The following is a 14811-nucleotide window of genomic DNA, read 5'->3' on the forward strand; positions in this document are numbered from 1 at the left end:
GCGATGCGTACCATTCATGTCGATGATATCAAGGATACTGTAGCCAGATTGTGCTGGGAAGCATGTTATTATTTACCATTCGATATTCTTGATAGTTTCAAAAAAGCGGAACAAAGAGAAGTTTCTCCTTTGGGAAAATCAATTCTAAATCAATTAATTGAAAATGCTGAGGTTGCTGCCACAGAACATATGCCTTACTGTCATGATACTGGATTGGCTGTCGTTTATGTAGAGGTGGGACAGGAAGTGTACCTTACAGGAGGCTCTTTTCAGGAATCCATTCACGCGGGGGTAAGAAAAGGCTATCAGGAAGGGTTTTTGCGTAAATCAGTGGTTGGAGATCCTTTGCTTCGCGTCAATACCAATGATAACACACCGGCTGTGATCCACACTGAGATCGTTCCAGGGGATCAAGTTAAAATCACTCTTTTACCCAAAGGTGGCGGAAGCGAGAATATGAGTGCCATGAAGTTTCTATTGCCCGGTGAAGGAGTAGAAGGAGTTAAAAAATTTGTAATAGAAACCATAGAAGCAGCAGGAGGAAAAGCCTGTCCACCTGTTATCGTGGGTGTTGGCATTGGCGGCAGTTTTGATAAGGTAACGGCCATTGCGAAGGAAGCTATATTAAGAGAAGTCGGTGTACATCACCATGAAACACATATTGCTGAATTGGAAAAAGAATTATTAGAAGAAATCAACAAGACGGGGATCGGCCCTCAAGGATTAGGAGGAGTCAATACGGCCTTGTGGGTGGCTGTAGAAACATATGCCTGCCATATTACCGCTTTACCAGTTGCTGTGAACATCCAATGCCATGCTGCCCGTAAAAAGTCGGCAGTGATTTAAAAAGGAAAGATGGGAAGAAAACATGGCCGAATATTATTGGGAAACGCCTTTAACCGATGAACAAATTCATCAGCTCCGAATTGGGGATCAGGTATATTTAACCGGTATCATTTATATGGCAAGGGATGCCGCACATAAGCGAATGGTGGAATTATTGGAGCAGCGTGAGCCGCTGCCCGTTGATCTTAGGCAGCAAATTATCTTTTATGCAGGGCCTTGCCCACCGAAACCAGGTCAAATCATCGGGCCAACTGCTCCTACCACTGCTTACCGAATGGATCCTTATGCTCCGGCTATGTTTGCCTATGGAGTTAAAGGAACGATCGGAAAAGGACCGCGTCGCGAGATTGTCAAAGAAGCGTGTAAAACATATGGGGCTGTTTCTTTTGCCGCCATCGGAGGATTGTCCGCCATTTTAAGCAAATGTATTAAGGTAGTTGAAATTGTGGCCTATGAAGATTTAGGACCAGAAGCCATTCGGAAATTGGAAGTCGTGAATTTTCCCGTGTTGGTTGCTTACGATGCGGATGGGCAAGATTTATATGAACAGGAGATTCAGAAATATCGGCGTTGAAGTAATGCGCATGGATAATTGTCATGAGGAGGAACTGTCTTGAAAAATTCTAAAGAAAAAACAATTGATATGAATGAAGGCAAACTATATCAGGTTCCGACAGACTCTGAAAGAGTGGAAGCATTATTGCCAACCTTTTGTGTACAAAACCATGCATCAAACATTATGCCTTTAAAAAATGGAGATCTTTTATGTGTATGGTTTTCGGGGACACAAGAAGGAATACCAGATATATCAATTTATATGTCAAGGTTTAATAAAGGAGAGTCGGAGTGGTCAACTCCTGTAAAACTATCGGATGATCCCACGAGATCAGAACAAAATCCCGTACTCTTTTCAACTCCGGATGGAAAACTATGGATCCTATATACTGCACAAAAGTCAGGCAATCAAGATACGGCAGAGGTTAGATACCGTATTTCTCATGATAATGGTTATACATGGGGAGGGATACAGACTTTATTTGATATCCCAGGTATCTTTATACGCCAACCCATTGTAGTTTTAGACAATGGAGAATGGCTTCTGCCGGTGTTTTATTGTAAAACATTATATGGTGAAAAATGGGTCGGTGATAATGATTACAGTGCAGTGAAAATTTCCAATGATGAGGGAAAAACATGGAGGGAGTATGAAGTTCCTAACAGTATCGGATGCGTCCATATGAATGTAGAAAAGCTGTCAGATGGTACTTTATTGGCCCTTTTTCGAAGTCGCTGGGCGGACAGAATATATGTCAGCAGGTCAAGGGATAACGGTAAAACATGGACGGATCCGGTTCCTACGGAATTGCCAAATAACAATTCGTCTATACAATTTACCAAACTAAGCAATGGACACCTGGCCCTTGTCTTTAACAACATGAATGCAGATAACTGTACGGAGCGTAGGACTTCATTATACGATGACATTGAGGATGAGGAAGATAGAGAAAATATTGTTATGGAGCAAAGTAATGTCGATAAAAAGAAGGCATTCTGGGGAGCGCCAAGAGCACCGATGTCAATCGCTGTTTCAGAAGATGAAGGAAAGACATGGCCCTTCATAAGAGATATAGAAGTAGGCGATGGCTATTGCATGACTAACAATTCGAAGGAAAAATTAAATAGGGAATACTCTTATCCATCTGTAAAGCAAACACCTGATGGGAAAATCCATATAACATTTACCTATTTCAGACGGTGGATTAAGTATGTATGTATTACTGAGGATTGGATTAAAGCTTGATAAGTTCTTTACAAAGTTATGCAATTTGGCAATTTATTTTGCTGGCTAGCAACACTATTTGTTTATTCCATATCTATAGCTATAATTAATATATGAATATGGTTATGAAAAAGGGAGGTAAATGTCTTGTGATGCAACTATACAAACTGCCTTTCAATCCGATCTTATAACGGATGGCCATACATGGATCGATATGTTGGAGAAACGGAACATGATGCCTTATCTGTTTGATGTCGTTGATGGAACGCATCTTGCCCACAAAGCCATCAGAGAACACATTGATCGGGTTGGACAGGTGATTTATGTCAGGTCCATTAAGTAGTCTAATTGCGGACGGGATTTTTAAAGGACTCAAGGAAGCGAAAACGGAGATTGGTTATGGTACATCAGAAGCCCGCCTGCGTATATCGAGAGACGAAGTGGATGAATATGCAAGGAACATGTACTACGCGATGAAAAACACTATTGAATAATATGAAAAAACACAATTAAATAAGATGGAAAAACGCAACTTGGGGCTCATGCATATATTGATACAACGACATCCAATGCAGCTGAAGTGTTAAATAAACTTGGCATAGCACGCATGATTTTGGCTACGGCCCCAAGTAGCGAGGCGATTTCTACTCTCGCATGCTCGTCGATGAATTTTTACCGTTATGAATCGAGAGCGACCTGCACCTGCCATAAAAGTTTTCTTCGACTCAAAGATTCATGCTACAAATTTTTCGGAATTTTCTTCTTGCAATCCGCTTACCGTGTGATTTAACTCTTATCTCCTTGCGTATAAAATAACAATAAAAAACAAAAAAGATCGTGTGCTGAAAAGGGACAGATACTAATATATAAGATATTTAAGCCGGAAATTTACTAAGGCAGTTAAGAATGCCAATTAGATCAAGTATAAAACGAGGGATTATTTCATATCATGATTTAATTTAAATTTTTAAATACTCTTCTGCCTTCTTGGTGAGATTTTGCTGCTAATTCATTCATTTCCGTTAATCGGATGACATCTTCCTTTTTGATGTCAGTCTCTGTATCATGAATAATTGATTCTATCCATTGAGTAAACGCCATTGGTTTTCTTTCAGGTAATTGAGGTTCAAACCATTGGCCGTCATGAATCCTTGTGCTTCTTATTTTTACATGGCTATCTTCAATACGAATCGTTCCTTCCGTTCCAAAAATCTCCAGGATAAAGGGGCACTTTCTGGTTACAAAGGATGCTTCCAATATCCCTATGGCACCAGATGTATATTCAACGAATACGACAGAGTTATCATCTACCTTGTCATTTTTAAATTTACTTAAATTGGCTGAAACATGTTTAACTTCTCCGCCCAAACGGTTCGTTATATATATGGGATGCGCTCCAAAATCGACGAAAGCTCCGCCGCCGCACAGTTCTTCATCAAAGAAGGATTCCGGCAACCACCCATTGGGATTATTTTCAGCAGGCAATGCGCCATCATGAGCAACCTTACATCTCAAAGTATTAACTTTGCCAACCAGCCCGCTATGGATAGCCTCTTGCGCATACAAAAAATAGGGTTCCATAAGTCTAGGCAGTGAAACCATAAGTTTCACATTGTTTTTTTCTACAACTTCATAGATAGCATTGCAATCATGAACAGTAAAAGCCAGAATCTTTTCGGTGAATATGTGTTTGCCGGCCATTGCAGCGCGCGAAATGATTTCTTTATGCATAACTGTGGGTGCAGCCACTATTACCGCATCGATTGAGCGATCATTGAATATGTCCGCTATTTGTGGCTCAAAACGAACTCCGAGTTCCCTGGCCCATTGCATGCCTCTTGCTTCCTTTTCATCCCAGACCTTTACAATTTCTACATTCGGATTCTCCTTTGCATATCCCGCATACTCATCGGCATGTACATGCCATCTGCTTAATAAAGCTACTCGTAACATAACTTTACACCTCTCTTGTTAAAGAGGATGTTCAAAAAGTAGTCAAAACTCCACGGCGGATTGCTTTGCCGAATCCCAAAAAGCTTTGCTTATGCACCAAACACGTACACTCCGTCGGCTTTTCGTGCTTCGGCTTCGCACTCCTTGTGTCTTACTTGACCACTTATTGAACACGCACTCAATTGGAATTTACGTAGACCCTTCCTTTCACTTAAAAGCAAGTATATCATGAAACTTGACAGGTTGCATTCCGACTTTTCCACCGATGTCCGCGCCTTGACAGGATGTTCAATAAAGGGTAAAATCCTTTTTGTAAATCATTACCCGCGATATCATAAATGTTGAAAATAAAGTTCGGATCGTTGCAAATAAAGGTGAATACAAACAAAGCTGAATACAAACTGAATATCCTTAGGTAGACTACTCAAAAAACCGATTTTGGTTAGTTGACAGTAAACCGACAATTTTCAGAATTTAATGGTTTTCACAATGGCCGTTAAATTTTGGACTTGTCGGTTTTTTTGTTGGGAAAATACGAGAGCAACACAATAAAAGGAAAAACACAGAAGAAAAAAGCCAAATGAAAGCAATTCGTGTTGCCAACTTGTTTTACATTGCTTTCCGTATTGGATCAAAAATTTTAGCAGTTGCGGGTATATCCTTTTGATGGAGGGGTGCTGGATGTTCATTCCGTTGAATTTTTTGTTGCTGCCGGCAGCGTTTTTTGTGTCGCTAGCGGTTTGTGCGTTTAGCGCGCTGATCCTGTTGCATCCACGTATTTCTTTGAGTTTTGTTCGCATTCATGTCGGTCTATGCGGGCTGCCTCCGCTGGTTGCCCTCTTGTCTCTTGTCACGAACCATGGGAATGGGATGTTTGGCCCATGGCGCTTTGATCCCCTTGCATGGCTGACGGTTTTGTTTGTCCTTACAATCGGTTTGATCGTGCAGCGCTATTCCGTACGCTATTTGCTTGGCGACCGCCATTATCGAAAATACTTTGCGCTCTTGACACTTACCACGGGTGCCGTTTCAGTTGCCTGGTCAAGCAATGATCTTCGCCTTCTGTTGGCGTGCTGGGGTGCTACACTTCTGGGGCTGACATTGCTCATAGGGTTAAATCGAGAGTGGCAAGTGGCCAGAACCGCGGCCGTCCTTTCTGGCCGACTGTATGCACTTAGCTGGCTGGTTTTGTTGACGGCGCTAACCTGGCTTGCGCAAGTCACGGGACATTGGCAGTTATCCCTTGTGTTTGCCAAAGGCGGACTGGCGCATTTGGGTTCATGGGAGAGAACCGGCATATGCCTGCTATTGATCGTTGCTGTTGCGATTCCGGCGGCACAATGGCCTTTCCAACGCTGGTTGCTGGACTCTGTAGTTGCCCCAACGCCCGTCTCCGCAGTGATGCATGCGGGTTTGGTGAATGCCGGCGGAATTCTTCTGACGCGTTTCGCGCCGCTTTTTAACGGCGGTTTGTCCCAGGTGTTTTTGATGGTTCTCTCTGGTATTTCGGTCTTGCTGGGGACTGGAATTATTTTGGTCCAAGTCGACTATAAACGACAGTTGGTAGGCTCCACGATTGCACAGATGGGATTTATGCTGATTCAGTGTGCATTAGGCGCTTATTTGGCGGCTATTATTCATGCCGTGTTGCACGGTCTGTTCAAATCCGCTCTTTTCTTACAGGCTGGCTCAGCCATACATCACAACCAGCCAAAGATGGGCGCGACACCGCTCTCGTCATTTTTATGGATCATGACGGGCGGTGTTCCGGGTCTTTTAGCGGGGATTGGTTTTTGGTCAATTGACAATGGAGGGGTTTATCAATGGATTAGCGCTCTAATCTTGGTGGGATCTGTGTGGTTTGCCTGGATACAACTCGTGGCTTTTGGTTACGGGCGCATCGGGCGGATTGCGGGAATTTCCCTATTGGCTGGAGCGGCAATCGTATTCGGCATCGTCCATGACGCTTTTTACGGGTTGTTGCACGAAACCGTCCGGCAAGGAATCGAACCACCCACATCAGCAGTCGTTTTGGTTCTTTTCTTATTGTTGTCAAGCGGAGCGATAGGTGTTTGGGTATCCCGCCGCCATTCTGCCCCTTTTGCCGTACTCTACTTGTGGCTTGTCCGATTGGGCGAGACCCATCGCGATTTGGTCGAAAGTCATCCGAAGCATCTTGGATTCAGTCTGTCTCAAGGAGGGAGCAAGCGATGAATGGAACGTTGACATTACCCGATCAATCCGAATTGCAAAAGGAAATTTTGCCGTCTGATTCCTTTCGTCTTGACATTGACCTTAATCCTGAACCTGATCGGAATTCCGGTCTTGATACTGGCGAGTTGGTGAAGGCCGCCAGCCGAGTCATCGCACCGCTTGGACCGATTGCCACGTTTGCGGCGCGCCACCCTTGGCAGGGACTGGAAGAACAGTCATTTGAACAGGCGGCTCGCTTTCTCAAAGAGATTCGTGGCGTGGATCTGTATCCGAGCGTTTCCATGTTGAAGGCTGCGAAGAATCGGGGCGAGATCGATCCGGATATTCTGGAAAAAGGATTGCAACATTGGCTTGATTTGCAGCCTCTTGATTTGCCAAGGGAGGTTGCGGAGGGATTTTGCCGGGCTGCACTGCAACTGGATGAGTTGCCGCCCCGTCTGTCGGAAGCTACTGAGTTGAAGAGTATCGCAGAGAAACTGAGTGGATTGAAATGGCAGATAAACGAGAAGCGTCCAATCCAGACATGGAGCATGCGTTTGGAAAGGCGAGTCGGCGAGAGGGTGGCCCAAGATCTTGATCGCCACGTAATCAAATGGTGCAAGTTGTTCTTGGATCGATCCCAGGCGGCCTGGTCGCTGCCAAATCGCGAGGAAGGTTTCTATCGCGCCTGGCGCCGGCTTGTTCCCTACGACCCGGCACTTCGTCGTTCGCTGCGCCGGCGATTAAAAGATTGGCCGCAAGAGGCAGATGCCGCTCTAAAAGAAGCGTTGTCGGCACTTGAAATCCCGCAGGAGCAGATTCAAAGCTATCTTGAGGCGCATTTGCTTTCCTTGCCGGGGTGGGCGGGAATGATGCTTTGGCACTCGCAACATTCGGCTCAGGAACATTTCCTTCTAACAGAATATTTGGCTGTCCGGATTTCCATGGAGTGGGTCTTGATTCAACCGTATCTGCCCTTGTCAGAGCAAAAATCTGAGGATACGCCGCATTTGGTTCCATTGGTTGCGGCGTGGACCCATTGGGGTGACATGCCGATCGAAGCTTGGTCGCAGCTATCTTCATCCGAACAAAAAGGACGTTTGGCTCTCGCGCATCGGTTTGATGACTCCCTCCGCAAACGCCTCTGGCTGGAAGCCTGGGAGCAAACATACGAAGAGCGATTAAAAGAGATGATCACGTCAAAACAGCTTGTATCTGATGAGGGAAAGCATGTGTTGGCGCAATTTGCATTTTGTATTGATGTGCGTTCCGAACCCTTTCGCCGCAAGCTTGAAGAAGCCGGTCCTTTTGAAACGTATGGAGTTGCCGGCTTTTTCGGATTGCCGATCGAGATACGTGAACTTGGCGGCGAACATGGGCATCCCTCCTTGCCGGTTATGCTTAAACCGCAGCACCAAGTAAATGAGTCTTCTTCCGAGTTTCAATTCATACAATATCAACAACGTCGACAGGCAGTACATGCAATCAATCGTACGTTTCAGTCGATGAAACAAAATCTGCCGACCAGCTTATTGCTGCCGGAGGTAAGCGGCCCATGGCTTAGCTTGCAAATGTTGGTGCGCAGCTTTTTTCCGCGTGGCGGAGGGCGGGTTTTCCGCCGGATCCGGCAAGCATGGCTGCGTAAACCGGCTACGGAACTCTCGCTGGACCGCGTGTGTACGGAAAAGGAATTGCCGATCGGCTTTTCTGAAGACGAGAAAGTGCGCTATGTACGACAAGCCCTGAAAATGATGGGACTGACTGATCATTTTGCTCCATTCGTGGTGATTTGCGGGCATGGAAGCCACAGCACCAACAATCCCTATGCCGCCGCATTGGACTGTGGCGCTTGCGGAGGAGTGTCGGGCGCTTTTAACGCCCGGGTCCTGGCAACTTTGTGCAACCTTCCAAAGGTAAGAAAGACTCTTGCAAAAGAAGGAATCTCCATTCCGGAAGACACGGTTTTCGCGGCGGCCGAGCATATAACGACAGGGAATGAATTGCGTTGGCTGTATGTGCCCAAACTGTCCGATGCGGCTCAAGAAGCATTTGACCGAATCCAGGCCGTGTTGCCAAAAGTTCGTTATAATGTAAACGAAGAGCAATTGATGAAATTGCCCCGTCTCGGTTCCCGTTTTGAAAAACCGGAGACGGAGATGCAACGCCTGGCGGAAGATTGGAGCGAGGTGCGTCCGGAATGGGGGCTGGCGCGTAACGCTGCATGTATCATTGGTGACCGCCGGCTTACAAAGGATTGCAATTTGGACGGGAGAGCCTTTCTGCACAACTATGACTGGTGGAAGGATCATGACGGGACTTTGCTTGCCGGCATTATCGCAGGGCCGGCAACGGTGGCCCAATGGATAAACCTGCAGTATTACGCATCGACCGTTGCGCCGAATTATTATGGCAGCGGGAATAAAGCTACCCAAACCATTACTGCCGGTATCGGCGTCATGCAGGGAAACGCAAGTGATTTGCTGGCCGGACTTCCCTGGCAGTCCGTCATGAAATCGGATCAAGAGGCGTATCATGCTCCGTTGCGGTTGCTGGTGCTCATCGAAGCGCCACGGGAGTATGTGAAACGATTGTTAAATCAGGATCCCTCGTTCCGCCAAAAAGTTCAAAACGGATGGATTCGGCTTGCGACCATTGATCCTGAAGGATACTGGGAGAGTTGGTCATAACTGTCACACATGAAAATTAAAACGGTTAAAAAAGGAAAACGTCACTATGAATAAATCAAAAGGCATGTTGGAATCTGAAATCAGCAAAGCTTTAACCCAATGGGAGAAAGAATATCTTGGACGCGGTTCTCTGACTGTCAAGTCGGATATTTTGCGGGATATGATTATTGTTACTTTGCGCGGCATATTGACACCTGCCGAATATTCACTTTGTAAAGATAAAGATGGTCTGCTGTCTATAAAAAATACCAGAACCAGTCTGGTGGAATCAGGCATAGAAGATCTAAAGGAAATTATTTTAAATATAACGGGTGAAGAAATCGTGAGTTTTCATACCGATCTTAGCACACGTACCGGAGAGCGAATCATAATTTTTAGACTTTCGAGTGATTTGTCAAGCAAATTTTTATAAAATGAGGAGGTAAGTTGATGGATTCCGATGAAAACAAAAAAGTGCTGTTTGTGATCGGAATGGATCACGATCCGGAACAATTCTTGCGGCAAGTGACCCATATTCATTCAGAAAACATCTTGCTCTTGCAAATTTACGGACCAGAGATTTCTCAATCCTTTAGTGACCTCATGCGAGACATCATCATTGCTGTTTATCAGGAAAATGCCGAGGAAATTTTTGTTGTCGGCACGGCAGATGATCGAAAAAAACCGGTCGATGCACAAGATTTGCTCAATAAAATATTTGAGAACGAAGGATTACAGGAGAACATACAGACAGTGGAGTATTTGTTTAAGAATTGCACGCCGGAATTCCCTGGCGTTACTCTGAGCGAATGGCTGGAGGGAAGCAAAACTTCAACCGAGGGCATACGGAAAAGTGTCGAAATCATTCGTCATCATCCGCTGATGCCGTCTTATGTTCGGGTTCAGGGATTACTAATGAACAAGGAGAATGGACAGCTATCAGAAATCGGCGTTTGCTAAGCAACCATTCCAGTTTAATGAACCCGGGAAATTGCACCTACCAGGTCGTGTCGAATTTTCCGGGTTTCGTATCGATCGTGGCATTGGGTTGAGTTAAGACACTTGCAAAATCCCCAAGCTGCTGCATTTTGGATTGCTTAATGAATATCCCGCTTCTTCGTAATGACGATTGAGGCAATCAGGAAAATCACAAACGTCGGCATGAGCAAGCTCCATTCATCCATTCGTTTTTCTTTGACGCCCATCATCCTGGCATTGTATAAAAGGTTTTCTTTCGCTGTCAGATTTGGATAAAAACCGGGATATTCAATTGTGACTCCAATACGCCTGAACAACTCTTTGCCGGGCTTTTCTTTTTTTGTCCAAATAGATAAATTGTTTTGACACTCGATAAATAGGTGTTTATCGCAAAATGGGAAAGGATTAAAAATGTCAGAGAAGAAAGCAGAAAAGAAAAAAGAGTGGCAATCAGAAGCTTTACACCAAGTTTCATCGTATTCCTCATTTATTTTCCAGTTTGTATCCTACACCCCAAATGGTTTTAATGTACTTTGGCTCTTTGGGATTCGGCTCGATTTTTTCCCGCAGCTTTCGAATATGAACCATTACTGTATTCTCGGAACCCAGAAAAGGCTCATTCCATACACGTTCATAGATTTGTTCAATACTAAGTACAATACCCTTGTTTCGAGCCAGTAATTCCAAAATAGCAAATTCTCTGCGGGTCAATTTTATTTCTTTGTCACCGACTGTTACTTCATGTGTCTTGAAATGGATGGTCAATTCATCCAGCGCCATTTTGTCATTACTTTCGGAAGGGCGATATCCTTGGAGCGCCAGATACCTGCGGAGATTCGATTTCACTCTTGCCACCAGTTCCATTGGGTTAAACGGTTTTGTAATATAGTCATCCGCACCAACGGACAACCCTTGGATGATGTCTATATCTTCGCTTTTGGCAGTCACAAAGATAATGGGGATATTTTTGCCGTCATCAATGACTAAAATGGTTTCCTTCGATATCACGAAACGCAAGCTCCTTCATATTTACCGCTTCCTATTGCCGCGGCCTGAAATCGGATCATTGGATACATCTACTTGTAACGATACCACAAAGATGGCAGCCATGCCATTTGTGTCAAATCAAGTGGCGTTTGATTTTTATTGTCCGTCTCTGATTAGACGATCATGTGGTTTTTGTGTGAAACGGTTGTATTTTGTAGTAGAATCAAATAAGAAGAAGCTGTTTTTTGAACACGCGCTTAAAGTGAAATAAGTAGGGCAGTCATATATAAATAGGACAGTCGCAAACGCCAATCATAGGTTGGATATCATATAAAACGAGGGGTCATTGTGTAAATATGAAAAAATTCGTACGGTTGCTTTTTGCCGGTTTGCTTACTGCTATCGTCCTCGTCTTGCTTTTGGTGCTGACTCCTATAAAATCTTCAAACGTCGTTGTTTTCCGGTCATTGCAAGATAAACAATCGATATATACCTTCACGAATCATCAGACAAAATCGCATCCTATCATTATTGAATTGCGAAAATTCCCCTTTCCATATAAAGCAATGTTGGCCATTTCCTCGGACGCGGATCATGAAACATTGCGCAAATTCAACTTAATCCATGAATTTTTAAATACGACACAAATGACTCCGATGGGTAGGGGAGTGGGTCTGGATATAGCTGATTCTTTCTTTATGTATAATGGCTCCGATTTGCATGCGTTCGTTGACGATCACCATACGCCGATCGGCAAAGAATTTACTTACTTTAAAGGTGTGGGCGATACCCGTTACGGAGCCAAAATCATCGATGCGTATATTCATGACGGCTGGCTGGACAGCATGCATACGTACGGAGATTTTAACATGAAAAACCACGCACAAACGAGATTTACAAGAAAACTTGCGGTCCAGGCAATCCAAGCGCTGCAAGCAGCCCATGACAAAGTAACCGTTTGGATTGATCATGGAAATCAATCCAATGTCGACAATTTCGGATCCTACGGTTTTAGTAGATTCTATAACTATCAAAAAGGGGCGCTTCCTCACTCGCCTTACTATCATACGGATCTGCTCATTCCCTATGGCATAAAATTTGTATGGACGGATCGCAATAGCAGCGTATTTGGACATCAAAGCATGATTTATCCGGTAAAGCTTCCGGATGGACGTGAAGTATGGGGATTTTGGCGTTACACCAACGGCAGGGAGAGACGTCCGGGAGTGATTCGGTGGCTGTGGAGCGTGGATGATTTGGCAAGACAACTTTCTCCCAAACATTTGCGTGCAATCATCGCGCATCATCAATATGCCATTTTGGCACAACATTTTTGTGCGGATAACACGGTATTGCCGCTGCCGCAGAATGCCAGAGACCGATTGCGGCTATTGGCGCGCGAGTATCATGATGGGAAAATTTTGGTCGCCCGTACAAGCCGATTGTTAAAATACAATGTGACGGAACGGTTCCTTCACTATTCGGTTGCACATAAAAACAACCAAAGAATCATTCATATTTCGGCTGTAAGGGACCCGGTTTTTGGCACCTTTACCCCGACGATTGACGATCTGCGCGGCATAACATTTTATACGCCTGACCCGGACAATACAATTATTGAAATCGGGAATACGCCCATTGCTCCAAAGTTCATTCAAAAAAATTCGGACGACGGCATTGCATCGAGCGTCAGTATAAAATGGTATAAACCTGATACTGCCAACTATTCACTCACACAACCTGGAGTTTGGTAAGAGATTTCGATAAAAATACACTTCAATAATAGAACATAAATAATGGGACATAAATATGTATGAAAGCAAAGCCACATGGCAATGATGGGTTTTAGATGGAATGGAGAGTGAAAACCATGTGGATGAACAATGTATCTTTAAGTCAGATACTGATGTGATTCCGCCGCCGCCTTCTTATCCAAATGAAGAATAGAAGAAAGCCAGCCCGAGCAGGCTGGCTTTCGATATGCGTGAAAACTTATTCGGTACATGCGCACTTCGTATCACTGCTTGCAAGGCAAAAAATTGGTTCTTGCATTAGAAATCGATTTCAGCATATAATACTTTGTAACCAAAACGTTTTGGATAAAAGGTTGGAATCATTGAAAACTGTTTTAGAGAAGGTTGCGAATGCTAGAAAAAGGTTGCTCGAAAAGAGCGGAAAAAGTAGCGGAAAGGACGGAAGCGACATGCCTGTGACAATACGGGACGTTGCCAAACAAGCAGGTGTCTCGATCACGACCGTGTCCCGGGCATTGAACGGTTATCCGGATGTGAGTCTGGAAACCAAGCGCAAAATCCATGAGATCGCCAAAGAACTGGGATATCAGCCCAGTACGTTGGCGCGCGGGCTGGTGATGAAGAAAACGCATTCCGTTGGTTTGGTTGTAGAGGACCTAAGCAAGTCGCGAAAAGGCCATCACTTTATGTTTGATATTTTGTGCGGAGTTCATGATCGTGCCAATGAGTTAGGGTATGATGTGATTTTGTTTACCGTATCTTCAGCCGAGCAAAGGGAAACATCGTATGCCGATTTATGCAAGGCGCGACAGGTTGACGGTGCGATTTTGATGGGAATTCGCCTGGATGATATCTATCTTCATGACATCCTTCAATCCGATATCCCGTGTGTGATGTTGGACGTTCCGTTTGTCGGTTCTGTATACGGCTCTGTTTCTTCAGAAAACGTGCATGGAGCAAAATCGGCCATGCGGCATTTGTGCAAACTTGGACATAAAAAAATTGGCTTTATCAACGGCCATCAACAGGCGGCCGTCAGCCAGGAGCGTTTTGAAGGATACCTGCAGGCGTTGGAAGAAGCGGGGATTGCGTTTGATGCACGTTATGTATATTATGGGAATTTTGAACAAATCGATGGCGAAAACGGCGTCAAGGAACTGGAATCCCGGGACCCGGAGATCTCCGCATACTTTTGTGCGAGTGATCTGATGGCATTGGGAGCGGTGAATTATTTGCGTTCGACCGGCCGCCATGTGCCCGCAGACGTATCTGTAGTGGGGTTTGACGGCATCGATTTGGCATTTATGACGTATCCGTCGCTTACCACCGTCGTACAAGATCGTTATGAAATGGGAAAACAGGCTGCGAATTTGCTTGTCGGAATTTTGAACGGGGAATCGGGCAAACGGATCGTCTTGCCGGCCTATTTGCATGAAGGCCAGTCAACGGCTGCGGCTCCTCAAACCATCAGGATGTCTGGCAATTGCATGTAAAATCTTCGAGCGCGGAAAACAAGAATCGGAAAAACGACTCTTGTAGTTCCGCTTAAAAAGAAACCGGAAACGTTTTCGCATATTTCCGAAAACGTTTTGGGAGATTTGCAATAGGAAAAGTTGTTTAGAAAAGAAAGCACAAATGGTGTGCTATACGGAGA

General features: G+C 44.7%; 11 protein-coding genes and 2 pseudogenes. 10 read left to right on the plus strand and 3 right to left on the minus strand.

From position 1 onward, the window contains the following. Nucleotides 1–3 precede the first annotated feature (3 nt). The 4 genes and pseudogenes from LSG31_RS09605 to LSG31_RS09620 all read left to right on the plus strand — a co-directional run. Nucleotides 4–846 carry a fumarate hydratase gene (locus LSG31_RS09605; RefSeq protein WP_347439051.1) on the plus strand — a complete coding sequence of 281 codons (843 nt, stop codon included), beginning with the start codon at nt 4–6 and terminating at the stop codon, nt 844–846. Between the two features lie 22 nt (nt 847–868). Continuing rightward, entirely contained in the window at nt 869–1420 is a 552-nt protein-coding gene (locus LSG31_RS09610; protein WP_347439052.1) for a FumA C-terminus/TtdB family hydratase beta subunit, read from the plus strand. A gap of 69 nt (nt 1421–1489) precedes the next feature. Then, the gene (locus tag LSG31_RS09615) at nt 1490–2647 is read left to right on the plus strand and encodes a sialidase family protein (RefSeq protein WP_347439480.1); all 1158 of its coding nucleotides are present in this window, start codon (nt 1490–1492) and stop codon (nt 2645–2647) included. Between the two features lie 329 nt (nt 2648–2976). Continuing rightward, a pseudogene (locus tag LSG31_RS09620) lies at nt 2977–3120 on the plus strand (short-chain dehydrogenase); the annotation flags it as partial. A 460-nt stretch (nt 3121–3580) separates the two neighbouring features. Here LSG31_RS09620 and LSG31_RS09625 read toward each other — a convergent pair. Next, nucleotides 3581–4579 (minus strand): Gfo/Idh/MocA family protein, encoded by a 999-nt coding sequence (locus LSG31_RS09625; RefSeq protein ID WP_347439053.1) that lies wholly within the window; start codon nt 4577–4579, stop codon nt 3581–3583. Nucleotides 4580–5260: 681 nt separating this feature from the next. Between LSG31_RS09625 and LSG31_RS09630 the strand changes: the two genes are divergently transcribed. Genes LSG31_RS09630 through LSG31_RS09645 form a run of 4 tightly spaced genes read left to right on the plus strand, consistent with a single transcriptional unit; the run spans nt 5261 to nt 10398 of the window. Continuing rightward, on the plus strand, nt 5261–6793 hold the full coding sequence (locus LSG31_RS09630; RefSeq protein ID WP_347439054.1) for an NADH dehydrogenase subunit 5: 1533 nt from the start codon (nt 5261–5263) through the stop codon (nt 6791–6793). Further along, entirely contained in the window at nt 6790–9459 is a 2670-nt protein-coding gene (locus LSG31_RS09635) for a DUF2309 domain-containing protein (protein ID WP_347439055.1), read from the plus strand. Before LSG31_RS09630 ends, LSG31_RS09635 begins: the two co-directional genes overlap by 4 nt. A gap of 46 nt (nt 9460–9505) precedes the next feature. Continuing rightward, nucleotides 9506–9871 (plus strand): Na-translocating system protein MpsC family protein, encoded by a 366-nt coding sequence (locus LSG31_RS09640; RefSeq protein WP_347439056.1) that lies wholly within the window; start codon nt 9506–9508, stop codon nt 9869–9871. 17 nt (nt 9872–9888) lie between these two features. Continuing rightward, nucleotides 9889–10398 (plus strand): carbonic anhydrase, encoded by a 510-nt coding sequence (locus LSG31_RS09645; RefSeq protein ID WP_347439057.1) that lies wholly within the window; start codon nt 9889–9891, stop codon nt 10396–10398. 137 nt (nt 10399–10535) lie between these two features. On the opposite strand, the gene LSG31_RS23330 is transcribed toward LSG31_RS09645, so the two are convergent. After that, nucleotides 10536–10733: a hypothetical protein gene (locus LSG31_RS23330; RefSeq protein ID WP_430734255.1), complete on the minus strand. Its 198-nt coding sequence runs from the start codon at nt 10731–10733 to the stop codon at nt 10536–10538. Nucleotides 10734–10899: 166 nt separating this feature from the next. Continuing rightward, a pseudogene (locus LSG31_RS09655) lies at nt 10900–11412 on the minus strand (response regulator transcription factor); the annotation flags it as partial. A gap of 347 nt (nt 11413–11759) precedes the next feature. Here LSG31_RS09655 and LSG31_RS09660 point away from each other — a divergent pair. Both LSG31_RS09660 and LSG31_RS09665 read left to right on the plus strand, forming a co-directional pair. Beyond that, nucleotides 11760–13157 carry a hypothetical protein gene (locus LSG31_RS09660; protein ID WP_347439059.1) on the plus strand — a complete coding sequence of 466 codons (1398 nt, stop codon included), beginning with the start codon at nt 11760–11762 and terminating at the stop codon, nt 13155–13157. A 449-nt stretch (nt 13158–13606) separates the two neighbouring features. Next, the gene (locus LSG31_RS09665) at nt 13607–14650 is read left to right on the plus strand and encodes a LacI family DNA-binding transcriptional regulator (protein WP_347439060.1); all 1044 of its coding nucleotides are present in this window, start codon (nt 13607–13609) and stop codon (nt 14648–14650) included. Nucleotides 14651–14811 lie beyond the last annotated feature (161 nt).

The organism is Fodinisporobacter ferrooxydans, from assembly GCF_022818495.1.
In the GTDB taxonomy this organism is placed as follows: domain Bacteria; phylum Bacillota; class Bacilli; order Tumebacillales; family MYW30-H2; genus Fodinisporobacter; species Fodinisporobacter ferrooxydans.